Origin of the sequence: Paenibacillus sp. alder61 (assembly GCF_020179875.1) — a bacterium.
GTDB classification, from domain to species: domain Bacteria; phylum Bacillota; class Bacilli; order Paenibacillales; family Paenibacillaceae; genus Fontibacillus; species Fontibacillus faecis.
The window spans coordinates 26,907-50,444 of sequence record NZ_JAIUDG010000023.1 but is presented as its reverse complement, the minus strand read 5'-3'; the positions used below and the strand labels follow the sequence as shown (position 1 = coordinate 50,444).

25 protein-coding genes are annotated in these 23,538 nt (G+C 49.9%); 18 read left to right on the top strand and 7 right to left on the bottom strand.

What is annotated here, in order from left to right; all coding sequences use genetic code 11:
* The first annotated feature begins 1 nt into the window (after nucleotide 1).
* The 3 genes from tsaD to LBW89_RS21790 all read left to right on the top strand — a co-directional run bounded on the left by tsaD (nucleotide 2) and on the right by LBW89_RS21790 (nucleotide 2,445).
* Nucleotides 2-1,030, top strand: a complete 1,029-nt coding sequence (gene tsaD, locus LBW89_RS21800; protein WP_263639261.1) for a tRNA (adenosine(37)-N6)-threonylcarbamoyltransferase complex transferase subunit TsaD — start codon at nucleotides 2-4, stop codon at nucleotides 1,028-1,030.
* Between the two features lie 140 nt (nucleotides 1,031-1,170).
* Complete coding sequence (locus tag LBW89_RS21795) at nucleotides 1,171-1,590, top strand: DUF6157 family protein (protein WP_225040376.1); 420 nt, start codon at nucleotides 1,171-1,173, stop codon at nucleotides 1,588-1,590.
* Nucleotides 1,591-1,641: 51 nt separating this feature from the next.
* Nucleotides 1,642-2,445, top strand: coding sequence for an aminoglycoside N(3)-acetyltransferase (locus LBW89_RS21790; RefSeq protein ID WP_225040374.1), 804 nt, complete (start codon nucleotides 1,642-1,644; stop codon nucleotides 2,443-2,445).
* Between the two features lie 429 nt (nucleotides 2,446-2,874).
* On the opposite strand, the gene cysK is transcribed toward LBW89_RS21790, so the two are convergent.
* Complete coding sequence (cysK, locus tag LBW89_RS21785; protein WP_225040372.1) at nucleotides 2,875-3,798, bottom strand: cysteine synthase A; 924 nt, start codon at nucleotides 3,796-3,798, stop codon at nucleotides 2,875-2,877.
* A gap of 236 nt (nucleotides 3,799-4,034) precedes the next feature.
* Between cysK and LBW89_RS21780 the strand changes: the two genes are divergently transcribed.
* Entirely contained in the window at nucleotides 4,035-4,499 is a 465-nt protein-coding gene (locus tag LBW89_RS21780) for a hypothetical protein (protein WP_225040369.1), read from the top strand.
* A 7-nt stretch (nucleotides 4,500-4,506) separates the two neighbouring features.
* Here the strand turns inward: LBW89_RS21780 and LBW89_RS21775 are convergent, their stop codons facing one another.
* The gene (locus LBW89_RS21775) at nucleotides 4,507-5,382 is read right to left on the bottom strand and encodes a hypothetical protein (protein ID WP_225040367.1); all 876 of its coding nucleotides are present in this window, start codon (nucleotides 5,380-5,382) and stop codon (nucleotides 4,507-4,509) included.
* Between the two features lie 175 nt (nucleotides 5,383-5,557).
* Between LBW89_RS21775 and LBW89_RS21770 the strand changes: the two genes are divergently transcribed.
* Nucleotides 5,558-5,875, top strand: coding sequence for a YciI family protein (locus tag LBW89_RS21770; RefSeq protein WP_225040366.1), 318 nt, complete (start codon nucleotides 5,558-5,560; stop codon nucleotides 5,873-5,875).
* 295 nt (nucleotides 5,876-6,170) lie between these two features.
* On the opposite strand, the gene LBW89_RS21765 is transcribed toward LBW89_RS21770, so the two are convergent.
* Nucleotides 6,171-8,120 (bottom strand): ABC-F family ATP-binding cassette domain-containing protein, encoded by a 1,950-nt coding sequence (locus LBW89_RS21765; protein WP_318249434.1) that lies wholly within the window; start codon nucleotides 8,118-8,120, stop codon nucleotides 6,171-6,173.
* 186 nt (nucleotides 8,121-8,306) lie between these two features.
* Here LBW89_RS21765 and LBW89_RS21755 point away from each other — a divergent pair, with 186 nt between their 5' ends.
* The 7 genes from LBW89_RS21755 to groL all read left to right on the top strand — a co-directional run bounded on the left by LBW89_RS21755 (nucleotide 8,307) and on the right by groL (nucleotide 13,467).
* Nucleotides 8,307-8,948, top strand: a complete 642-nt coding sequence (locus tag LBW89_RS21755) for a 5-formyltetrahydrofolate cyclo-ligase (protein ID WP_225040364.1) — start codon at nucleotides 8,307-8,309, stop codon at nucleotides 8,946-8,948.
* A gap of 11 nt (nucleotides 8,949-8,959) precedes the next feature.
* Nucleotides 8,960-9,454 (top strand): cyclic pyranopterin monophosphate synthase MoaC, encoded by a 495-nt coding sequence (moaC, locus tag LBW89_RS21750; protein WP_213505605.1) that lies wholly within the window; start codon nucleotides 8,960-8,962, stop codon nucleotides 9,452-9,454.
* 81 nt (nucleotides 9,455-9,535) lie between these two features.
* Nucleotides 9,536-10,021, top strand: coding sequence for a molybdenum cofactor biosynthesis protein B (locus tag LBW89_RS21745; RefSeq protein ID WP_148450827.1), 486 nt, complete (start codon nucleotides 9,536-9,538; stop codon nucleotides 10,019-10,021).
* A 109-nt stretch (nucleotides 10,022-10,130) separates the two neighbouring features.
* Nucleotides 10,131-10,352 (top strand): twin-arginine translocase TatA/TatE family subunit, encoded by a 222-nt coding sequence (gene tatA, locus LBW89_RS21740; protein WP_148450826.1) that lies wholly within the window; start codon nucleotides 10,131-10,133, stop codon nucleotides 10,350-10,352.
* A 93-nt stretch (nucleotides 10,353-10,445) separates the two neighbouring features.
* Nucleotides 10,446-11,204, top strand: coding sequence for a twin-arginine translocase subunit TatC (tatC, locus tag LBW89_RS21735; RefSeq protein ID WP_148450825.1), 759 nt, complete (start codon nucleotides 10,446-10,448; stop codon nucleotides 11,202-11,204).
* Between the two features lie 294 nt (nucleotides 11,205-11,498).
* Nucleotides 11,499-11,780, top strand: a complete 282-nt coding sequence (gene groES, locus LBW89_RS21730) for a co-chaperone GroES (protein WP_148450824.1) — start codon at nucleotides 11,499-11,501, stop codon at nucleotides 11,778-11,780.
* A gap of 67 nt (nucleotides 11,781-11,847) precedes the next feature.
* Nucleotides 11,848-13,467, top strand: a complete 1,620-nt coding sequence (groL, locus tag LBW89_RS21725; protein WP_225040362.1) for a chaperonin GroEL — start codon at nucleotides 11,848-11,850, stop codon at nucleotides 13,465-13,467.
* 854 nt (nucleotides 13,468-14,321) lie between these two features.
* On the opposite strand, the gene LBW89_RS21720 is transcribed toward groL, so the two are convergent.
* The 3 genes from LBW89_RS21720 to LBW89_RS21710 form a co-directional block, all read right to left on the bottom strand.
* The gene (locus LBW89_RS21720) at nucleotides 14,322-15,038 is read right to left on the bottom strand and encodes a hypothetical protein (protein WP_225040360.1); all 717 of its coding nucleotides are present in this window, start codon (nucleotides 15,036-15,038) and stop codon (nucleotides 14,322-14,324) included.
* A 122-nt stretch (nucleotides 15,039-15,160) separates the two neighbouring features.
* Nucleotides 15,161-15,781 (bottom strand): DUF4352 domain-containing protein, encoded by a 621-nt coding sequence (locus LBW89_RS21715; protein WP_213505368.1) that lies wholly within the window; start codon nucleotides 15,779-15,781, stop codon nucleotides 15,161-15,163.
* Between the two features lie 121 nt (nucleotides 15,782-15,902).
* Complete coding sequence (locus LBW89_RS21710; RefSeq protein ID WP_225040358.1) at nucleotides 15,903-16,388, bottom strand: MarR family winged helix-turn-helix transcriptional regulator; 486 nt, start codon at nucleotides 16,386-16,388, stop codon at nucleotides 15,903-15,905.
* 188 nt (nucleotides 16,389-16,576) lie between these two features.
* Between LBW89_RS21710 and LBW89_RS21705 the strand changes: the two genes are divergently transcribed.
* The 6 genes from LBW89_RS21705 (at nucleotide 16,577) to LBW89_RS21680 (ending at nucleotide 22,754) form a co-directional block, all read left to right on the top strand.
* A complete protein-coding gene (locus tag LBW89_RS21705; RefSeq protein WP_225040356.1) occupies nucleotides 16,577-18,043 on the top strand; it encodes an MDR family MFS transporter in 1,467 nt (488 codons plus the stop codon).
* A 2-nt stretch (nucleotides 18,044-18,045) separates the two neighbouring features.
* A complete protein-coding gene (locus LBW89_RS21700; protein ID WP_225040354.1) occupies nucleotides 18,046-19,245 on the top strand; it encodes a macrolide family glycosyltransferase in 1,200 nt (399 codons plus the stop codon).
* 5 nt (nucleotides 19,246-19,250) lie between these two features.
* Entirely contained in the window at nucleotides 19,251-20,114 is an 864-nt protein-coding gene (rfbA, locus tag LBW89_RS21695; RefSeq protein WP_213505363.1) for a glucose-1-phosphate thymidylyltransferase RfbA, read from the top strand.
* 305 nt (nucleotides 20,115-20,419) lie between these two features.
* Nucleotides 20,420-21,649, top strand: a complete 1,230-nt coding sequence (locus LBW89_RS21690; RefSeq protein WP_148450817.1) for an MFS transporter — start codon at nucleotides 20,420-20,422, stop codon at nucleotides 21,647-21,649.
* Nucleotides 21,594-22,262, top strand: a complete 669-nt coding sequence (locus tag LBW89_RS21685; RefSeq protein WP_318249433.1) for a TetR/AcrR family transcriptional regulator — start codon at nucleotides 21,594-21,596, stop codon at nucleotides 22,260-22,262. The genes LBW89_RS21690 and LBW89_RS21685 overlap by 56 nt, the downstream gene beginning before the upstream one ends.
* Nucleotides 22,263-22,352: 90 nt before the next feature.
* On the top strand, nucleotides 22,353-22,754 hold the full coding sequence (locus tag LBW89_RS21680; RefSeq protein ID WP_225040350.1) for a cytidine deaminase: 402 nt from the start codon (nucleotides 22,353-22,355) through the stop codon (nucleotides 22,752-22,754).
* Between the two features lie 66 nt (nucleotides 22,755-22,820).
* Here the strand turns inward: LBW89_RS21680 and LBW89_RS21675 are convergent, their stop codons facing one another.
* Nucleotides 22,821-23,522, bottom strand: coding sequence for a hypothetical protein (locus LBW89_RS21675; RefSeq protein WP_225040348.1), 702 nt, complete (start codon nucleotides 23,520-23,522; stop codon nucleotides 22,821-22,823).
* Between the last annotated feature and the right edge of the window lie 16 nt (nucleotides 23,523-23,538).

Below are 23,538 nucleotides of genomic sequence, written 5' to 3'. Positions count from 1 at the left end.
CTTGCGGAATCAGGATTGTTATATACTTGCGGTGGAGACGAGCTGCGACGAAACGTCGGCGGCGGTCGTCAAGAACGGGACCGAGGTTCTGTCGAACTTGATCGCCAGCCAAATCGAGACGCATAAAGCGTTCGGAGGCGTTGTTCCCGAAGTCGCTTCCCGTAAGCATGTGGAGAGCATCACGCTCATGCTGGAGAAAGCGATCGACCAGGCGGGAATCGCTCCGGAAGATCTGTCCGCCGTAGCGGTGACCGAGGGGCCGGGGTTGGTCGGGGCGCTGCTGGTTGGCATTATGGCGGCGAAGAGCCTCGCTTTTGCGCTGGACAAGCCTTTGATCGGCACCCATCACATTGCGGGCCATATTTATGCCAATCGGCTAATCGGAGAGATCCGCTACCCGTGCCTGGCCTTGGTCGTATCCGGCGGGCATACGGAGCTCGTGTTCATGAGGCAAGAAGGCCATTTTGAACTAATCGGACGGACGAGGGACGATGCGGTCGGCGAAGCCTATGACAAGGTGGCCCGCGCGCTGGGCTTTCCGTATCCGGGCGGCCCGCATGTCGACAAGCTGGCGATGAAGTCGGCGGTGGCGGAAGAACTTCCCCGGGCCTGGCTGGAGCCCGATTCTTATGATTTCAGCTTCAGCGGTCTGAAGTCGGCCGTCCTGAACGCGGTCAATCAGCATCGCATGCGCGGGGAGGACGGCTATCAGGCCGCGATCGCCCGCGGCTTCCAGGAATCGGTGATCGAGGTCGTAGTGGAAAAAGCGATTCGCGCCGTCAAATCGACCGGCGCCGTGCAGCTGCTGCTTTGCGGCGGGGTGGCCGCGAATCGCGGGCTCCGACAGGCTTTGGACGCGCGCTGCGAACGGGAAGGGATCCCGCTGTCGATCCCGCCGATGAAATACTGCACCGACAACGCGGCCATGATCGGCGCCGCCGCCTACCTGAAATGGCAGCGCGGGGAGTTTTCGGAGATGGAGTTGAAGCCCGAACCCTCCTTGTCCTTGGAAGCCTGGTCGGCACGCTGAACCCAAGCAAACAAACAATCGAAGGAGTCCTCATTCCGACCGATCAGTCCGCGGATAGAGGACTCTTTTTACTTCCGAAAAGGGCGGTTTACTTAGTATACTGGGAGAAAGAGAGTCGTTTTGAAAGGAGGATCCTCGCGATGAGCTACAAAAACACATTTATCCTGATCTCACCCGATTGCCCGGTTAGGGAAGGGATTGAACCGACCAGCCGGAAGGAGAGCAAGCCCGTACATGTCATTCAGTACGAGCTGCTTACGGCGCATCCGTATAAATATGATTACGATGAACTGCTTTTTGAAACGCATATCCGGCATAAAGGCATTTCCGAGTCCATGCTGCAGGACAGCAGGCAAGAAATTTGGGACAGCTTGTTTGCCAAGAAGCATGCCTGTATGCGGGCCTCGGCCCTCCCCAAAAGATACGGCTGGGGCGTGCATTATGATGCGGCGGGGAAGATGGCGATTTACGGGGCGGACACGCCGCAATATCGCTCGTTTGCGGAAAGCGGGGGCAAGGACATTCAGCTTCTGTACGCCATGCGCAGCCGGAAAGCTTAGAGCGCTCCATGCGGCGAGGCCATTCATTTTAATGGAGAGAAGGATACAAAGATGAACGAGATTCAAGGACCCCTGATCACAAAAGATTCGCTATGCGCCGATTTGCGGGCGCTCGGCGTTGAAGAGGGAATGACGCTGCTCGTGCATTCCTCTTATAAGTCCCTGGGCGGCTTTGTTGCCGGCGGACCGGTTGCGGTCATTCTGGCCTTGGAAGAAGCCTTGGGCGAGACGGGAACGCTGGTTGTTCCGACGCATTCCGGGGATCTTAGCGATCCGTCCGGCTGGCAGAATCCCCCGGTTCCCGAAGCTTGGTGGGAAACGATCAGGGAACAAATGCCGGCTTACGACCCCGATTTAACTCCGCTTTGGTACATGGGAGTTATCCCCGAGTTGTTCCGGAAACAAAAGGGGACGGTTCGGAGCGCACATCCGAATGTTTCCTTTGCCGCCAGGGGGGCCAAAGCCCGGGAAATCACCGGCGGGCACGGTCTTGATTACGGGTTGGGCGAAACCTCGCCACTGGCGAGGTTTTACGAGGCGGAGGGCTGGGTTCTGCTGCTGGGTGTCGGGCACGGCAACAATACTTCCATCCATTTGGCGGAATATCGGGCGGATTACCCCGGCAAGAAGGAGACCGTTCAAAAAGCGCCCATGATGGTCGACGGACAGAAGAAGTGGGTAGCCTATCGGGAGGTCGAAATCGATGCCGAAGACTTCGACCGGATCGGGGACGATTTCGAACGGGACACGGGGCTGGTCCGGCGCGGGAATTTGGCGGGAGCGGCTTGCCTGCTTATGCCGCAAAAGCCGCTGGTGGACTATGCCGTAGATTGGATGACCCGCAACCGGAAGTAACCGGCCCAGCCAAAGCGGGTCGGTTTGTTAGTGGCTTTAGCCAGTTGAGCTCGCGAAGCGTGCGAAACAAAAAACGTCCAACTCCAAAAAGATGCAAATCTGCAGGTATTTTAGGCCGATCCCCGAGGGGATGCGAAAAAAGATGCAAATCTGCAGGAATTTCTAGCGATTTTAGAGAAACGAGCCGGTTTCGTCAAAAATTCCTGCAGATTTGCAGGAATTTTGAAATTTTGGGCCCCAAACAAGAAAAAAAGATGCACATTTGCAGGAATTCTATATTATCAAGGTGGTCTGAAGGGGGACTAGTAATAATCGCCCCCCCTTCAGGGGGAGGCAAAAGCGGCAACGGCATAGAGGCTTGAACGAAGTGAAAGCTAGCGCCTTTAGACGCGAGCCGGTAATAAAGGTAGTTTGACGGGTGGTTATAATTTACTGAAAAATCCCCATGCTCATATACCGTTCTCCGGTATCCGGGGCAATGCAGAGTACCCGCTTGCCTTTTCCGAGCATTCGGGCCAGGCGGAGAGCGGTCCATACCGATGCGCCGGACGAGGGACCGACCAGGATGCCTTCCTCGGCGGCAAGCCGCCGTACCGTATCCAGCGCGTCGTCATCCTCGACCTGAACGATCTCGTCATAAACATGGGTATTGAGGATAGCCGGGACGAAGCCAGGGCTCGTGCCCACCAGTTTATGCGGACCGGGTTCGCCGCCCGATAGAACGGGGGAGCCTTTGGGTTCCACGACCGCAATGTGAAGATGCGGCAAATGCTCGCGCAAATATTCTCCCGTCCCGGTAATCGTCCCTCCCGTGCCGGAGGTGGCCACAAAAGCGTCGAGCCGCCCTTCCAATTGAGCCAGAATTTCCGGACCTGTCGTCAAGCAGTGGATTGAAGGATTAGCCGGATTCTGAAACTGCCCGGGAATAAAACTACCCGGTATGCTTGCCTGCAGTTCCAAAGCTTTCTCGATAGCGCCCGGCATCCGCCGCGATGCGGGGGTGAGCACGACGTCGGCTCCGTACGCTTTCAACAGGTTAATTCGCTCGGAGGTCATATTGTCCGGCATAACGAGAATGGCCTTATATCCCTTGGCGGCCGCATTCATGGCCAGCCCGATGCCGGTGTTTCCGCTGGTCGGTTCGATGATCGTGCCGCCCGGCCGGAGGTGTCCGGCCTTCTCCGCCTCCGCCATCATATGGGAAGCGGCCCGGTCTTTAACGCTGCCGCTGGGATTGAAAAACTCAAGCTTCACATAAACCTCCGCGTCATGCGCCCCGGTCAAACGATTTATTTTTACGGCGGGCGTTTCGCCTACCAGATCCACGATAGAATCCACTACTCTCCGTTTCATGACCCTTCGCCTCCGTATCTTCGGTTCGCCATTGGAAAGATGACGATTATGTCTATTGTACTCATGACGGTGTGACGGTTTCAACGCAAAACTTAAGAAGGGGGATTCCCCGAAAACCGCCGGTATGATATCGTTTAACTAACAACGAAGACGAAGCCGGGAGGTTTCGTCTTCGTGCGTTAAGAGGTCAGGAGTAATTCAATATTTGTGATTTATATCACAATAAGGGGTGGATCATGAATAGAATGGCTAGTATGCCAACCAGCGTAAAGTTATTAATGAGCCTTCATTTTGTGCTGGGTGCCGGGGCCCTTTTTGGCGGAGGGACATTAGTGCTGGATCCCAGCGGGCGGTTGCTGGGGATGCCTCCGGATCTAATGCGGGCCCCTGTTTTTCCGAATTTCCTGATTCCGGGCTTGATTCTCTTTTTTGTACTCGGTGTCGGCCCGCTGGGAGTGCTGTTTTCTTTGGCAGGCCAAAAAAGCTGGAAACTCGGAGAAGCGTTAAATGTGTTCAAAACGCTTCACTGGTCGTGGACGTTCTCGCTGTATATCGGTTTTGCCTTAATCATTTGGATTACCGTACAGATGTATGTGCTTCAAGCAGCATCCGTCGTCCATGCCGGTTACCTATTTTGGGGCCTGCTCATTCAGACGGTAACCCTGCTCCCCGGCACGCAGGATTACTGCCGGAAGACGTGAACACAGCTTACCACGACTCAAGTTTCGTTCTTTTCCAGGTATCCTTGGCTACGCAGACGTAAATGTAATTTTCATCCCAGGCGATATCTCCCTGGTTTCCGGGGGAGTTCGCCGAAACGGGCGTGCGTGATTCACGGATCCGAATCGCATCTCCGTTGACATCGAGCTTGCTCTCCGGGGAGGACGTCCCGATCCCGACGTTTCCCTTCTCCCGGCTGGCGGCGATGGCGCTGTCGATAGGCTGGCCTTGGTCGTCATACCGGATCAGGTTAAAATCGGCGCCTTTATTCCCCGCGGTTTCACCGCTGTTCGTCCGCAGCGCCCATAGCGGTGTGGTCGCGTTGTCTTTGCCGGTTTTGGCAAATTGCACGTCCCGGGCGCCTTCTCCGGCCACTCTCAAAATACCGTCCATCACGTTGAAATTCGAGGAATGCGTGCGAATCTCGGCTACGTCGGTATCGTATGGAATTTCGAACCGGGTAAATAACTCGCCTTTGTTTTGGCCCGTGGGTGACATGGTCGTTTCGATGGACAGATGTTTATGGTCGTGCTGTTCCGGATTGTTGGCTTTATCGTGGGACACGATGGCTGTTTTGTCATCCCCGTTTTGGTCGGCCCAAGATATGGCCGGTTTCGCTCGATCGGCGGTCCACTGCAGCCGGATCAAGTCGGACAAATGACCTTCGTCGGCGACCCATTTTTGATTGGTCGACAGATGGATGCGCTCGTTTTCGGGAAAAGCGACACCGCCGCCGGGCAAAGAAGACTCCTTGACGGATAGGGAAGAAGATGAGCTTCCGGAAGCACCGGACCATTGGCAACCGCCGACTATCATCAGGCTTGCCCCCAAGGCGGCAATAGAGACGACTTTAACTAACTTCATCATCAAACTCCTTTATGACAATTTTGTAATAATTATATATAAAATGATTGTATTTTTTCATGTAAATGGCAATAGGTATTTCGTTTGGTTTACTTGGGATCGAGTTCCAGGCGTAATTCGGAATATCAGGAAATGGGAGATTCGTCTCATAAATAGAGAAAGGAAGGGAACGAAAATGGGAAATGATTTGATAGACAAGAACTATACGAGGTACGTTATTTTACTTACTTTAAATCCCGGGAAAACGTTGGACGATCCCCTAATCCGGGAGCATGTGCGTCATTTGCGGAAATTGGACCGTTTGGGGAAATTGGTCATGTGCGGGCCTTTCGGGAATTACAAAGGCGGGATGGTGATTATTGAGGCCGAAGGCATGGAAGAAGCGATGCAATGGGCCGAACAGGACCCGTTTGTGAAATCGGGAGCGGAGAACTATGAAATCCGGACCTGGGAAATATCTTGCGAGGAGAACAATCATTTGGGAATGGGTTGATAAAAAGTCAAGCTGTGGACAATATTATCCACAGTTTGCCTGCTTGCATTATGAAAATTCGTTGAAAGCTTGCCTGCCAAAGGTCCCGGCTTATTTGTGAAAAGACCATATTCATTTTCAAAAAACTGTGGATAATGGGTATAACTCCGTGGATAATATAGGGAATTCGCCTGTCGCAGCCTAAAATCCAAGAAAAAACGACCATGATGGCCGCTTTTTCTTGTGGGTATCCTTGTTGATTTTGTGGATAAAGTTGTGAATAAAGGAATCCGGGCTATTTTGACTATTTTGCAAACTATTCGGCCGCCAGTTTCTCCCATTCTTCATAAGCGGCCCCCAGTTCCGACTTGAGCTTATCAATCGCGGCCTGCCGCTCCTGCAGCACAGCATAGTCCTGATAGACTTCGGGCAGCATCAGCTCGGCTTCCAAATCGGCGATGTCCGATTCGAATTTGGCGATGCTTTCTTCCAGCTGTTCCAACCTGCGGGCGCGGGCTCTTTCCTGCCGTTTCGCCTGCTTTTCCGCCTCGTACGAAGTCGCGCCGGCTTTCTCCCCGGTAGAACTATTTGCATTGCGGTTCTCTTTCCCGGAAAGGATCATGTTCTGCTCGGCAACCATCTCACGCAGTTCCTGTTTTTTCTCCAAATAATCGTCATAATTACCCAGGAAATGTTCTATTCCTTCGGGATTCAGCTCCTCGATCCGCTCGGCCATCTTATTCAAAAAGTAACGGTCATGCGAGATGAACAGCAATGTTCCGTCATAATCCAGGAGCGCCGACTCCAGTACCTCTTTGCTGAACAAATCCAAGTGGTTGGTCGGTTCGTCGAGAATCAGCACATTGGCTTTTTGCAGCATCAGCTTGGCCAGAGAGACCCGCGCTTTTTCCCCGCCGCTTAATGCCGCGATTTTCTTAAGCACATCCTCACCGCTGAACAAGAAATTGCCGAGCACGCTGCGGATTCGAACTTCCTCCAAATGGGGGAACGCGCTCCAAACTTCCTCCAGCACGGTATTGTCCGGGTTTAAATGACTCTGTTCCTGGTCATAATAACCGATCTTCACCTTCGTTCCCCAGGTAATCGCACCCTTTGCGGGGGAAAGGTCTCCGGTGAGTATTTTTAACAGGGTCGACTTGCCGATCCCGTTGGGCCCGATCAAAGCCACGGTCTCGCCGCGTTTTAAACTGAAGGAAACGTTGCGGAATAAGGGTTCGGCGCCGGGCTCGAAGGCATAGGACAGGCCGTCAACCTGCAGCACATCCTTGCCGCTCATGATTTCCGCTTCAAAGGAGAAATGCGCTTTCTTCAAATCGCCGAGCGGCCGATCCATGACCTCCATTTTTTCGAGCGCCTTGCGCCGGCTCTGCGCCCGTTTGGTCGTTGAAGCCCGCACGATGTTACGCTGGATAAAAGCCTCCATCCGGGCGATTTCATCCTGCTGCTTCTCATAGAGCTTCATTTGGCTTTCGTATTCCGCCGCCTTCAATTCGATATAACGGCTGTAATTCCCGGTATACCTGCGCGACTGGTGCCGTTCGATCTCGACGATCACATTGGCGAGCCGGTCCAGAAAATAACGGTCATGGGAAACGACGAGCAAGGCGCCCGAATAGTTCCTCAAATAGTCCTCCAGCCATGTCAGCGTCTGGATATCCAAATGGTTGGTAGGTTCGTCCAGCATCAGCAGATCCGGGGCTTGGAGCAGAATCCGGGCGAGCGCCAGCCTGGTTTTTTGCCCTCCGCTTAGCGTGGAGATCACCGTGTCGGGTGAAAAATCGCCGAATCCCATCCCGTGCAGCACGCTGCGGATGCGGGTTTCGATTTCATAACCGCCATGGTCCTTGAACCAATCGGACTTGGCGGCGTATCGGCTAAGCAGTTCTTTATAGGCTTTATCCTCATGGTCCGCGGCGGGATCGGCGATCTGGATTTCCATCTGCCGGAGTTCCCGCTCGGTTTCCGTCAAATCGGAAAAAACGGCGAGCATTTCCTCCCAGATGGTGCGGTCCGATTGCAAACCGCTATTTTGGGCGAGGTATCCGACCCGCGTTTCCTTCGCTTTGAAAATTTGTCCGCCGTCCGGAGTCAATTCACCCGCTAAAATTTGCAGCAGGGTGGACTTCCCGGCGCCGTTTACACCGACGAGACCGATTCGGTCCCGTTCCAGAACCTGGAGGTTGATCCCGCCAAGAATGGTGGTTACTCCGTACAATTTCTTAATGTCCGTAGCTTGAAGCAGCATATCGTATTGATCCTCCTATATCGCACCTATCTGTATTCAGTGTACATGAAATACGGGGCAAATGCACCGCTCATTCCCGGCGGAACAGGGATGAAACCTGCCGGTTCAGTTTTCATTTTTCGTTAACAATGATACACTAAGGGAGGAGATGGCAGTTCCCGTATTTTCACGGGAGGGAGTTTACGGATGGACATCAAGGAACGCAAAAAAAAACTTAGAGCTCACATGGCCGGGGTGCGGTCGAGTATTCCGGAGGCTGTGCGCCAGGCCGAGGCGTTGGCTGCCTGCCTGCGTGCGGAACGGGAAGTGCTCGGTCCGCTGCGGGCCCGAAAGGGCGCTCCTCTTACGGTTTTTAGTTATTTGTCGTTTCGCGATGAACCGGACACCTCCCCTCTTTTGCAGAGCTGCGGAGATCGGGGAGATCGGATCGTTGTTCCCCGTGTAGCGCGTGATGGACGGATGACGCTGCATCTGGTGAACGGGACACAGGACCTGACCGAAGGAACATGGGGAATTCCCGAACCGAGTAAACGGGTGCCCGTATGGCCTGTCAGCCGTTACGGAGAGTTGGACCTTGTTCTTGTACCCGGCCTCGCTTTTGACGGTTTCGGCGGCCGCATCGGCTATGGCGGCGGATATTATGACCGTTTCATGAGCGTTTTGGAAGGGGCGCACCGTGCGGTCCCGGGTGAAAGCCCACGGGTTGTGAAGGCGGCCCTTACATACCGGGAGCTTATCGTAGAAGAGCCGCTTCCGATGGAGGAACATGATTTCAGGCTGGACATGCTGTTTACGGCGTCCGGTATAATATATATAGAAGGAAAGTAGTGAGGAAAAGAATGGTTTCGGCAGATGACCAGGGGAAATTGACGCATTTTAACGAGCAGGGCAGGGCACGTATGGTGGATGTCTCCGGTAAGGAAGCTACGGTCCGCGTAGCGGTTGCGGAAACGACGGTCACCATGCATCCGTCCACGCTGCAAGCGATCAAGGAAGGCCGGGTCGGAAAGGGAGACGTCCTTGCCGTAGCGCAAATCGCCGGAATTCAGGGAGCGAAGCGTACGTCCGATTGGATTCCGATGTGCCACCCGTTGCCATTGACCGGGGTGAACCTCGTTTTTACCGATAATGGCAAAGACGAACTTTATGTGGAAGCCACGGTGAAGACCGAGGGAAAAACCGGTGTGGAAATGGAGGCTCTCACGGCCGTTTCCGCCGCGGCGCTTACCGTTTACGACATGTGCAAAGCACTGCAGAAGGATATCGTGATCGGCCCGACGCAGTTGCGCTCGAAGAGCGGCGGAAAAAGCGGAGACTACGTGCGAGAGAACTAAACGAAGCTAAGCTCTGGTTAGGAGCATGAAATATAAAGCTTATATCATTTGACGTTCCGAGATGGATGAGGAGGGTGACTCATGGTTTGGAAAACAGCGATCCTTACGGCAAGCGACAAAGGAGCCAGAGGCGAACGTGAAGACACGAGCGCCCAGGTAATTCGCGAGCTGGTGGAGGAAGAGCTTGGCGGAGAGATTGTGGAGTATCGGATCGTACCCGATGAACCGGACGAAATTATCGCGGCCTTGATCGAAATGACCGATTATTTTCACGCGGATTTGGTGCTGACGACGGGCGGAACGGAACTTGCGATTCGGGATGTAACTCCGGAAGCGACGCGGAGAGTCATCGAGCGGGAGGTTCCGGGTATGGCGGAAGCGATGCGCTATGCGGCGATGAAAAAAAACCGGGGAGCCATGCTGTTCCGGGGAATTGTCGGCATTCGCGGCCGCACCTTGATTGTAAATTTGCCCGGCACGCCGAAAGGGGTACACGAAAACCTCGCGGCTATTATGGATCAGCTTCCGGAAGCGCTGCTGATGGTTACCGGTCAATTTCGGCTGTAAGCGATGAACCCCAAGGGGCATGGGGGAAATCCGTCGAAAATATGGACTAATTTTGTGATATAAGTTATGGTATATCTATAATGAAAGGGTTTGCGGAAGGAGAGTCAGGATGACAGGCGGGATTTTGTTAATCATTATTGCGGCTTTGCTGCTGTTTGGACCCAACAAATTGCCGGAGCTCGGACGCGCCGTTGGACGGACATTCCGTGAATTCAAGGAGGCGACCCGGGATATCGTCGAGGACGAGCCCGAGGCGAAGAAAGCCGAGGCACCGGTGGCCGCTGCGGCGGTTCAGCCCGAGAAGGGCGACCCTCGTCGCCTGCCGGAGTGAGCCTAACTTGAGAGAACAGCTTCCAGCAATCCTTCCCTGAACGGGAGGGATTTTGTTTGCTCATGTCGCATGTGATAGTAAGGAGGCAAAATTTTGGCTGAAGAGCAGGATAAGCAAAGTATTGTCGCTCATTTGGCGGAACTGCGTCGGCGGTTGTTTTATGTCTTATCGGTATTTGTGCTGGTTCTCGTGGCCGCCTTTTTCGTCGTGGACCCGATCTATCATTATATAACGATCAATGCGTTATCCGGCGTCCGGATCGAACTGAACGCCTTTTCGTTTTGGGACGGTGTCGGCGTCTACATGAAAATCGCCATGGTGGTGGCGCTGGGCGTTACCCTGCCTTTTACGCTGTATCAGCTCTGGGCGTTCGTCAGCCCGGGGTTAAAACCGGCGGAACGTAAAGCTACCTTAAAATACATCCCGTACGTGTTCGTCTGTTTTCTGGCGGGTGTGGCTTTCGGATATTATGTCGTCTTTCCGCTGGCGATGTCGTTTACGGGCTCGCTGAACAAGCAGCTTGGGCTGATCGAAACCTACGGCATGGCGGATTATTTCAAATTTTTGATGAATATCGTCCTGCCGATTTCCCTGTTGTTCGAACTGCCGTTGGTGATCCTGTTTCTGACCCAATTGCGGCTGCTCAATCCCGTGCGATTGAAAAAAATGCGCCGTGTGGCCTATTTCATACTGGTGGTCATTTCGGTCATGATTACCCCGGCCGACTTCTTCTCGGCGTTTCTGGTGCTTGTACCGCTCATTCTTCTCTACGAACTGAGCGTCGTGTTGTCCAAGCGGGTACATCAGAAACAGCTCGCGACGGATGCGGAGCGGGAACGGAAATATAAATAGTTTTAGAGTTAAAAGCAACCCGGCTCCGGGGCAGATATGCCCGTGCCGGGCTTTTTGCGTACATGTCGTCACACGCTGTGCAGGGGAATATATTTATTCGCCGGAGGATAGAATGGTGAGGCGAGGCTGTCCAAGATTTTCATAAATTAAAGACAAAAATTGTATCAGGGACTTGAAATCTGCAAACAAGTTGAGTATCATAAAAGTGGTTATTAGCACTTGGGTATGTCGAGTGCTAATGCATAGTTTACATCTATCCATCAACACAACATATTTAAAGGAGGCTATTTTTTCATGATCAAACCTTTAGGTGAACGCGTATTGGTAGAACCGATCGAACAAGAAGAGACAACCGCTTTCGGAATCGTTCTTCCGGACACGGCGAAGGAAAAACCGCAGGAAGGCCGGGTAGTCGCTGTAGGCAGCGGCGCGCTGAAAGACGGCGTTCGTGTGCCTCTGGAAGTGAAGGAAGGCGATCGCGTCTTGTTCTCCAAGTATGCCGGAACAGAAGTGAAGTACGAAGGTAAAGAGTATTTGATTATGAAAGAGAGCGACATTCACGCCATCGTCGGCTAAGACGGTGCGTTATACATCCGTATTACAGCAGTAACCATTTATAATTAACCAGGGAGGTAATTTACTAATGGCAAAAGAAATCAAATTCAGTGAAGACGCCCGCCGTGCAATGCTCCGCGGTGTTGACACTTTGGCTAACGCAGTAAAAGTTACGCTTGGACCTAAAGGACGGAACGTCGTTCTGGAGAAAAAATTCGGCAGCCCGTTGATCACAAACGACGGTGTGACGATCGCGAAAGAAATCGAGCTGGAAGACGCTTTTGAAAACATGGGCGCTCAGCTCGTTAAAGAAGTAGCGACTAAAACAAACGACGTGGCCGGTGACGGTACGACAACAGCTACGGTATTGGCTCAAGCGCTGATCCGCGAAGGCTTGAAGAATGTTACGGCAGGTGCCAGCCCAATCGGACTGCGTAAAGGGATCGACAAAGCCGTTCGCACAGCGGTTGAAGAACTGAAGAAGATTTCCAAAACGATCGAAGGCAAGCAGTCCATCGCTCAAGTTGCGGCGATTTCCGCTGCGGACGAAGAAGTGGGCCAACTGATTGCCGAAGCTATGGAAAAGGTAGGCAAAGACGGCGTTATCACTGTAGAAGAATCCCGCGGCTTCGCAACCGAACTGGAAGTCGTAGAAGGTATGCAATTCGACCGCGGCTACGTCTCCCCGTACATGATTACGGATACGGACAAAATGGAAGCCGTGCTTGACAACCCGTATATCCTGATCACCGACAAGAAGATCAGCAGCACGCAAGAAATTTTGCCGATCCTTGAAAAAATCGTACAACAATCCAGACCGCTTCTGATCATCGCCGAAGATATTGAAGGCGAAGCTCAAGCGATGCTGATCGTGAACAAACTGCGCGGTACATTCAGCGCTGTGGCCGTTAAGGCTCCTGGCTTCGGCGATCGTCGCGAAGCGATGCTGCAAGATATCGCCGCACTGACGGGCGGTCAAGTGATTACCGAGAAACTCGGCTTGGATCTGAAGAGCACGACCGTGGATCAACTCGGTAACGCTCGTCAAGTTATCGTTACTAAAGAAAACACGACCATCGTTGACGGCAGCGGCGACAAGAACGACATCACCGCTCGCGTTAACCAAATCCGTGCGCAACTGGAAGAAACCACTTCCGAGTTCGACAAAGAAAAACTGCAAGAGCGTCTGGCTAAACTGGCCGGCGGTGTAGCGGTTATCAAAGTCGGAGCGGCTACAGAAACCGAGCTGAAAGAGCGCAAACTGCGCATCGAAGACGCCCTGAACGCAACTCGCGCTGCGGTTGAAGAAGGGATCGTATCTGGCGGTGGCGTAGCGCTCGTGAACGTATACAACGCGGTAGCCAACCTCAGCCTGGTCGGCGACGAAAAAACCGGTGCGGAAATCGTACTGCGCGCTCTGGAAGAGCCGGTTCGTACGATCGCTGCCAACGCCGGCGAAGAAGGTTCGGTTATCGTTGACCGCCTGAAGAAAGAACAAGTGGGTATCGGCTACAACGCGGCTACCGGCGAATGGGTCAACATGTTTGACGCTGGTATCGTCGATCCGGCCAAAGTTACCCGTTCCGCATTGCAGCATGCCGCTTCCGTTGCAGGTCTGTTCCTGACTACCGAAGCTGTCATCGCCGACAAACCGGAACCGGAAAAGTCGGCTATGCCTGACATGGGCGGCATGGGCGGAATGATGTAATAAAGGGTACGAAAACCCTGGAATACCATAACGAAAAGGCTCCCGAGAGGGAGCCTTTTTTACTTAGTGGCTTTAGCCAGTTGAGCACGCGAAGCGTGCGAAACAAAAACCACCTGCTATGCGGGTGGTGTAGTGCTGCTTATAGCAAAAACAACCTGATGGGTTCGTTATCATAGAGGTGTTCAAGCTGCTATGTATAGCGAAAGGAAAAGGTGGCTTAATGGCTAATCGAAGTGAAATGTCACCTACAAAGAGGCGCCTAGAGTGCTTCCAAGCTTCCAACTCCAAAAAGATGCAAATCTGCAGGTATTTTAGGCCGATCCTCGAGGGGATGCGAAAAAAGATGCAAATCTGCAGGAATTTCTAGCGATTTTAGAGAAACGAGCCTATCTCGCCGAAAATTCCTGCAGATTTGCAGGAATTTTGAAATTTTGGGCCCCGAACAACAAAAAAACATGCAAATCTGCAGGAATTCTATATTATCAAGGTGTCTGAAGGGGCACTAGTAATAATCGCACCCCTTCAGGGTAGGCATAAGCGGCAACGGCATAGTAGTTTGAACGAAGTTCAAAGCTAGCACATTTAGACGCGAGCCGGTAATAAAGGCTTATAGCCTAAGAGCAAACCACCCGTTTGACGGGTGGTTATGATGCGGATCAGGTAAAAATCTTTATGTGAATAGCTTAATGATCAGTCTGGGGAGATAAAACAATGCCTCTGATAACCAAGTGATGAAGTTAGCGGCTTTTTCCGATTTTCTTCTTCCAAACTCCATTATGACACCTCGCAATGGAAGCACTTTGCTAAATCATATCCAATTTGAGAGGAAGAAGCTACAATTGTAAGCGGACTCCTTATTGTTTTTGAATTGTTGAAGCTGCTAATAGAACGGCATTTGTTGTACCGCCACCAATATTATCAAACGAATAGACCACAGTAGGAACACCTCTCATGGTTACAAAATCGCCATCAAGGATATCGCCTGTAGACCCTAAATAAATTCCAATCACTGAATTATCGTTATCATCTATTATATGAATTTCTGAAACAGTTCCAAAATCAGTTTCTTCTTCTTCAATCTCAACGATATCTCCACTAACTTTGATCATTTTTTCAAGATATGGAGATATATTTTTGAAAATGTGGCGCGATGTTACATTTGAGTCGACTAGTGATTCTGCTTCTTTTTTTAATTCAACGGTGCCTGCAGGAAATAAATTACTGTGATCGACTATGTAATTGTATGACTTTTCGTCCAATTCAGCTCCTGAGTAATATAAGGCGATCTGGTTCATTACTTCTGCTGCTGCTACCTTTTCTTGTTCTTTAGCTGCAGCCTCCTGTGCTACTATTGTTTCTTGCTCCTTCTTCTCAGCTTCTTCTTTTTCAGCCAATTCCTGTTTAAGCTTTTCAGCTTCGGCTTTTAATTTTTCAATTTCCTCTTGATTTTCACTAACTGTGCCGCTATCCACGTTTGACTTAGGCGCCGAGTTGCTCTTATTGTTCCCGCCACAAGCGCTAAGGGCAACCGCTAAAGTAATAACCAGAAATAAGCTCAATAATTTCTTCATATTCTTCCAACCTTTATTTCCCCATCGGCTGAGGTACTTGCTTAATCATTCTGACAATCCATATTCTTGATTACCGTATCTTAAAGGTAAAGCCCCACGATTTGTGAGGCCCTAATCTTGCTTTATTTGTTTTGCAGAACAATCTTAACTTCGCCGTCGTTGCTCAAACTGAGTACGGTTAAATCGACATCGATTTCAAGCTCTTTCCAATCCTTAGGTACTTGATAAATCAAGTTCCCCTTAATCTTTTTACCGGCGGCTAAAGCCCCATCCATTGTTTTCTCCTGGCCCTTAATGGCATGAGCGGTGATGTCTTCGTTTATAGAAAACCCATCCTGATAGGCATTAAACATCAACATAGAACTAACGGTATAATCCTTCTCGGAAATATTTTCAATTAACAAACCGACAGAAACGAACTCTTTGCCTTCTTCCGGTGCTATAAATTGATTATCGCTCTTTGGTTTGGTCAAACTTTCCACGCTAACCTTGAAGTTCTTGGTTTGAATTCCCTCGCCAACAGCGGTAATGGCGGTTTCTTCTTTTTTCTCCGGTTCCTTTGATGGTTCTTGTTTTGGCTCGGTTGTCGCTGCCTTATCCTCGCCAGCTTTTGCCGGTTCGGCGGTATTCGCGGTTTTGGTCGTATCCGTAGAATTCATGTTAGAACCAATGATGCCGATGGCCAGAATGATTAAAACCCACACCCACCATTTTTGATACCATTTCTTTTTAGCCTTTTCCAAAATAAAAATCCCCCTAAATGTAGTTAAATAGAACTAATTCAATATTACCATCATTTGGAGGGGATGAGAATAAAAAAATAAAATTCTACCAGGTCTATCGACACAATAAGCGAATGTGGACTTATCCATCTTTTGTACTAAATTCAGTTCGATTCGAATCAAGCTGCCATAAAATTTCAAGCAATTGGCTCCGCTGCTCTAAAGTTAAACGCTCAAGCAATTTATTCGATATTTCCCCCATCACTTCTTCCGCTCTTTCCATTAAGGATTTCGCACTGTCCGTAAGCTGCAGAATGGTGGCGCGCCGATCGGATGTATCAGGGGTACGGACGATAAATTGATCCTTCTGAAGCGCGTCGACGAACTGGGTGACCGTACGGGCTTTAATGCCCAAATTTTTCGCCAGCTCATTCATTCTGATTTGACCGGCTGCGGAAATCTCCAATAGAACGCGTAATCTTGGCCCCGTTAATTGTTCCGGCAAACCGTAAGATATTAATCCCATTTCAAATTGCCGTTGCAGAAGATGATTGATTTTAAACAACAGATGCAATAAATCTTGGGCCGACAGCTCTCCGTAGCCGGAAGATGAATCTGAACTCATCATAAATCCTCCTTGACATCCCAAAAATTAGTGAGTATACTCCCTTTATCAAGTAAATGGTGAGTATACTCATTATATGTTTACTCTCTATTTATCATTTTACTTCATTCCGCGGTTTATGTACAGGGAGGTGATATATCCTGCAGCGACTTTAAGCTTATTCATTAACACAAGGAGGATCTTGGTCGATCATGACAAACCCATCCATCGCAAGCTCTGAACCGTTTTCGCTTCGTAGAATATTACCCGCACTATTACCTGTTTTAACCGGAATGCTCCTAGTCATGCTGGATAGTACGGTCATGAATGTAGCGATTCCACAACTTGAAAAAAACTTTCATACGGATCTAAAAACGATCCAGTGGGCGATTACCGGATATACCCTTGCTCTATCTGCAGTAATCCCTTTGGCAGGCTGGTTTTCGGACCGCTTCACCTCGAAAAAAGTGATTTTAACCTCCGTCTTCTTATTTACAGGCTGTTCCGCATTATGCGCTATTGCCACAACGCCAGCTCAGTTAATTATATTCCGCATTTTGCAGGGTCTCGGAGGGGGAATGATTGCCCCGATTAGCATGGCGCTTTCTTTCAAGCTGGCTCCCCCGGACAAACGAGGCTCAGTGATGGGGATTTTAGGTTTACCCATGTTGATTGCTCCCATTGCGGGACCCGTATTGTCAGGCTGGTTACTGGACTATATGCATTGGCGGTGGATTTTTCTCATCAATATCCCTATCGGTCTGTTCTCCTTTATATGGGGGATTAAACATCTTCCAGAATCCAATTTGGGAAAAGACGTGAAGTTGGATATTTGGGGGGCCATTTTAGCTCCCGTATCCTTCTCCGCATTGGTTTATGGTGTGCATAGCGGCAGCAGCGAGGGATGGGCAGATATTACCACGATGATGTCCATCACCATAGGAGTAATTCTTCTGACCACCTTTATTTTGGTAGAAATTCGAAAGAAAGAACCGCTGCTTGAACTACGTTCCTTTCTTTCTAAGGAGTTCAGCAAAGGTATGATACTTACCTGTCTGAATTGGACCGCATTAGCAGGGTCGGCTTTATTAATACCTTTATTTTTGCAGCAGGTAAGAGGTTTTTCATCCTTTGAGTCGGGCTTGCTTGTCATCCCGCAAGCGATCATGTCTTTTATCGGGATGCAGCTTGGCGGCAGGCTGTTTGATAAATACGGTGCACGGCCCGTGGTGTTTGTAGGACTTGTCTTTCTGGCAAGTGCTTTGGGGGGATTATCGGGAATTCGGGAAACCAGCAGATTGGAACTATTGATCGGCTTTATCGCCTTTATGGGCTTGGGGCAAGGATTAGCGACGATGCCGCTCAGCACTTATGTTTTGAAATCCGCCCCAGAACACCTCATAAGTCGGGTTACTCCATTAACTGCATCCGCCCAGCAAGTTTTCGGGTCGTTTGCCGTTGCGCTCATGTCCGGTTTTCTAACCTCGAATATTAAAAGTCACTTGGCTAGTGTCACGGCGGGTTTACCGGGATCACAAGCAGGGGCAATGACGGCAGGATTTTGCGACACCTTCCTGATTTCCATGATTTTAGCTGTTTGCGGTGTGATCCTGAGCCTGTTTTTACGGAAATCGGAAAAATATTCAACAACCAATCATTTTAAAAGTAAGGAAGTGTAATTATGGCAAATGTACTTTTTTTAAGTATTCCGTCACATGGACATGTTAATCCTTCATTAGGGTTAGTAAGCGAGCTGGTAAGACAAGGGGAGAAGGTTATTTATTTTTCTTCCGATGAGTTTAAGGAGAAAATCGAACGAACCGGTGCGGTATTTAAACGTTTTAACGAAGACTTAAACCTGTTCGGCTCGGATGACATGGGGGGGCTGCTCGATTCTTTGCACAGAGTCATCAAAGCAAGCGGTTCGATTATAGAAGACATCTTTCAACAAACAGCGGATTTGAAATTGGATTACATGATCTATTCGACAGCTTTTCCGTTTGGTGAGGTGATCGCCGGGATTTTACGGATCCCGTCCGTTTCGACCTTTCCGGTATTTGCCGGTTTGAAGGAAATGCTTGATGACAGTCATGAGTCGGATGAGGATCAAATCGCCCCGTTTCAAGAAGTGCTGGATACCTATAAAGCGGTCTCTCGAACCATAGAGGAAACGTACTCCGTCAAGATGCCGGATCGTATGATGCATCTCATGTTTAATCGAGGGGATTTAAATCTGGTCTACACCTCAAAATATTTCATATCGAAATCCGACCTTGAAATTTTCGACGATAGTTTTCAATTTATCGGCCCTCCCGTATATGATCGAAAAGAAAATTTAGACTTCCCCTTTGATCGACTGGAAGGGAAAAAAGTGATCTATATATCGCTAGGTACCGTATTCGGGAACTATAACCCCGCGCTCTATGACCTATTTTTCAAAAGTTTTGCCGATTGGGATGCAGTTGTTGTCATGGCCGCGTACAAGGTGGATTTATCGCCATTTTCCATCCCTGATAACTTTATTGTCAGAAATTATGTCCCGCAGACTGAAATCTTAAAGTATGCGGATGCAGCCATTACCCATGCCGGCATGAACACCATCAGCGATTTGATGTATCACCAGGTACCGTTTGTCGCGATTCCTATGGGCGCGGATCAGCACGGAATGGCAAAACGGGCGGAGGAACTGGGCGCTGCGATTTCTCTGGATAGCCGAACCCTTACTCCCGAGGTTCTAACACATTCCCTCGAAAAGGTTCTGGAGGATCCCGGCTACCTTGAAAATATGAGAAAAATCAGTCATTCCTTTAAAGAAGCCGGCGGGTACAAAAAAGCGGTTGATGAAATTTTTAAATTAAAAAAGAAAAATGGATTGGAATGATTTAGATGAAGGGGATTATACTTGCGGGTGGTTCGGGAACTCGTCTCTATCCATTAACCAAATCGGTGTCAAAACAAATGCTTCCGGTTTATGACAAACCTATGATTTATTACCCTTTATCCACCCTTATGATGGCGGGGATCAGGGAGATATTAATCATTTCCACGCCAAGGGATACCCGTCTGTTCCAAGACCTTCTGGGAGATGGTTCTAAACTCGGTCTTTCTCTGCAATATGCGGTTCAAGCACAGCCGCGCGGGCTTGCGGATGCCTTTATTGTCGGCGAAGCGTTTATAGGACGCGATTCAGTTGGTTTGATTCTGGGAGACAACATTTTCTTTGGACAGAGTTTTGGCGCCACCCTTAAAAAGGTTGTTCAAAGACAGGAAGGGGCCACGATTTTCGGTTATTATACAAAAGACCCGAGGGCCTATGGAGTGGTTGAATTCGACCGCGAAGGCAATGCCGTTTCCATTGAAGAGAAGCCCAAGATACCGAAATCGAATTACGCGGTACCGGGATTGTATTTTTATGATCATAATGTCGTCGAAATTGCGAAAAAGCTAAAGCCTTCCGCCAGAGGGGAAATTGAAATTACCGCGGTCAACGAGGAATATATGAAGAGCGGAAAACTGAAGGTCGAACTGCTTGGCAGAGGGATGGCCTGGCTGGATACGGGGACGATCGAATCATTAAGAGAAGCCGGCAATTTTATTGAAGCCATTCAAAAAAGGCAGGGATTGTACGTAGCCTGTATTGAAGAGATTGCCTTCCGCAACGGGTATATCTCCAAAGAACAATTGGTGGAAATGGCTGGCCCTCTGACCAAAATCGACTACGGCAAATATCTGCTTCAGATTGCGGAATGACCTTGCGGAAGGGCGCCAATTAGAATCAAAAGTAAAAGAGGGTGTCCCAAGTCATCCTAGATGACGGCGGGACGACCCCCTTTTACTCTCTATGATTTAACCTCCTTAAACAGTTCTGGCGAATTGTTCCTTACGTTTCCGACCGAACTTGAAACCGGGTAGGCCCGCATTTTCTGCTTGATCGGGCTGCAGCAGTAATAGGATATTAATTTTATCAGTGCGTCTTTGACAAAGAAATCGGAAGTTCTTAAAATGGTTTACATAGAGTAATCCTTTACATAATGTAAACTATTTTGGAGGTCTTTATGTCACGCATTCCGGTTACAAGCAGATACCCGCTTTTTATCTTGATGTTTAATTTATTCATCGCCCTGTTGGGGCAAGGAATGGTCATTCCGATTCTTCCGGATTATCTGAAGCTGTTTGACGCCGCAGGCACGGCAGCCGGCTATCTTGTCGCCGCCTTCGGGGCGGCCCAGTTTTTGTTTTCCCCTATCGGGGGGCAGCTTTCCGATAGATTTGGCCGTAAAAAAATGATCATGTCCGGTCTGTTTTTAACCGTTCTCTCCGATTACATGTTCGCCGTATCGCACAGCCTGTCTTTTTTATATGCAGCCCGTTTTATCGGGGGCATCGGACTCGGGCTTATGGTACCGTCCGTTATGGCTTATGTAGCCGATTGCACAACTACGAAGACAAGGGCTAAAGGGATGGGGTATCTGAGCGCAGCGATGAATCTAGGCATGGTCCTAGGGCCGGGGCTGGGAGGTATTATCGCCGAGTTTGGCATTCGGATGCCTTACTTTTTTGCCGCGGGGTTGGGACTTGCGGCCACTCTGCTTACAGGGCTGCTCCCCGAAACCCAAACGCGGCAACTTCAGCAACCCGCAAGATTACGTTCTGAACGTGAACCGCTAAAGCAGCAAATCGTTAACTCGTTTCGAACTCCCTATTTTCGATACCTCCTGCTCATTTTGGTCATGACATTCGGGCTAGCCAATTATGAAACGGTGTATGCTTTGTTCGTAGAGCAAAAATACGCTTTCGACGCTCGGGAGATTTCCGTTATTATAACAATAGGAGCGATTGTTGGTGTGGTCGTACAGGTATGGCTGCTTGATCGGATTGTCCGGCGATTTGGCGAGATCCGGGTCATCCGCCTTTCTTTGATCCTATCGGCTTGTACCCTCTTGTTGATGTTGGTCCGGGTCAATCAGGCTTACCTTTTGGTGATATCAGCTCTGTTCTTTGCCTTCAACGCTTTTCTCCGGCCGACGGCCAGCACGATAATTGCCAACATGGCCGAAGGGCGGCAGGGATATGCTTCCGGACTAAATACGACCTATACCAGTTTGGGGAACATGATCGGGCCGATTTTTGCGGGGGTTCTGTTTGATATTCAACTTAATTTGCCTTATATAATGGGTGCGTTTATTCTGCTGGGGGCCTTCGGTTTAACTATAGAAAGGAAAATGCGTAATGAAGGACGAATCTACAACGATGGCGGAGTCATGGCACAAAAACCTGAAGAATAAACATCGCGAAGCCTTAATCGCGGCAGGTAAGAGCCTATTTATGAAAAAAAGCTTCCTTAACGTGAACATCAAAGAGGTATGCGAGTTGGCGGGGGTTAGCCGCGTCACCTTTTACAAGCATTTCCGGTCCATGGACGAATTGATTTTTGAGGTTCAAATGGATGTGTTGGAGGGGATGACCGGTTATTTGGAAGGAATAGGCGTCGAAGCTCGCGATGGGAAGGCCAAGTTACGGCTCATTCTTGAGGCTTGGATCGACTATGCCCGGCAGCATCCCGATTATCTGAAATTCATCCTGCTCTTTGACCTCTACTACGAGGCCTATGATTCGGATCATGAATTGAAACACCGCTATGAACAATTTATCGTTACGAAAAAAGAACGGCATTTCCTTACCGAGACACTCGAAGCGGGGCTCAGGGACGGCTCGTTGCAACCAGGTCTCCATCCTTTGGAAACGGGACAGTTTATTTTTACTGCGATGATGGGACTGCTTCAGAAAGTTAGTCTAGTCCCGGCAGCGGAGATGGCCGGGGAATCGAAAGACGACCCCATTCCTCAGCGCTTCGTGGACATGATTCTTCAATATTTGGCTGACGGCCCGCACAATTAGGGCGAATGAGGTAATGCTATCGCATTTTAAAATGAATAATTGTAAAATAAACAAGACAATATATCTATTTCTAACTTTTGGAGGTTCACATTGAGTATTGAACAGAGACTTTTTGAAGCGGCAAAGGAATTGGTAATGAAAAGATATCCCTCAGGTTGGGGAGGGGCGGCGGCCATGTATACCAGTGATGGGGAGATTTTGACAAGCGTGGCGCCGGAAGTGATCAATGCTTCCACCGAGTTGTGCATGGAGACGGGGGCAATTTTGGAGGCTCATAAACGGAATACCAAAATCACGCATTCCCTATGCATCGCGAGAGATAACGAAAATGAAGAGTTTAAGGTTCTGAGTCCATGCGGCGTGTGTCAAGAAAGGTTGTTTTATTGGGGGAGCGACGTAAAGGTAGCGGTAACCACACCGGACAATCAACTTCTGTTTAAATCCTTGGAAGAAGTGCAGCCCTATCATTGGACCAAGGCCTACGCCGATTAAGAAAAATTCTAAAGCAGTATGAAATAAAACCGACCTTCCGCTTAGCCGGAAAGGCCGGTTTTTGTTTTAGCCGTACCATGTACACTTGCTCAACATCTCGTCCCATTCCGGCTCGGGAAGGATCAGATTTCCGCCATAGGCCATGTCCAAATGAAAGTCCCAATCTCCCATTGTAACGAGGTGATAATGGCCCGCCGTTTTCCGAACCAATCCCCATACGCCCAAGTCTCCCTCAGCGCTGGAAGTGACCAGAAACCAATCCTGCCATTGAAAAATATGAGGGTTCCTATATAAGCCCAGGTGTTCGGCATACCCCGATCCGTCCCGCGGCGGGACTATGGCACAAAGCTCGGATAGCAGCGTGACCTCCTCAATATACAGCTCCACCCACGCTCTTTGTCCGTTCCGGTCAAGGACCCGCTCCACCTTGCAGCGCACAAACGCAGAAGCTTCAATTTCCTCGGGATGGCTGTCCCAGCCGTTAAAATGCGAAAGGGCAGGGGTAAATAAAGTCCAAAACGACTCCCCGACCGTCATATGAAAATGGGAATGAACCTGTACGATCCGACGTTCTCCAGCCGTAGGCGCTTTCTCGGATCTGGCCCAGATTCTCTCGTCTAAGCCAGGGAGATCATCCTCCGGCCGGAAATCCGACCAATCCATCACATTATCGAGCCCGGTGATCTCAAAATCGGGATGATCCTTCTTCGCCTTTTCGTAATTTTTGTGACATACGGTACATTCAAACACGATAATCTCCTCATCCATCCGGCAAACTCCTCAT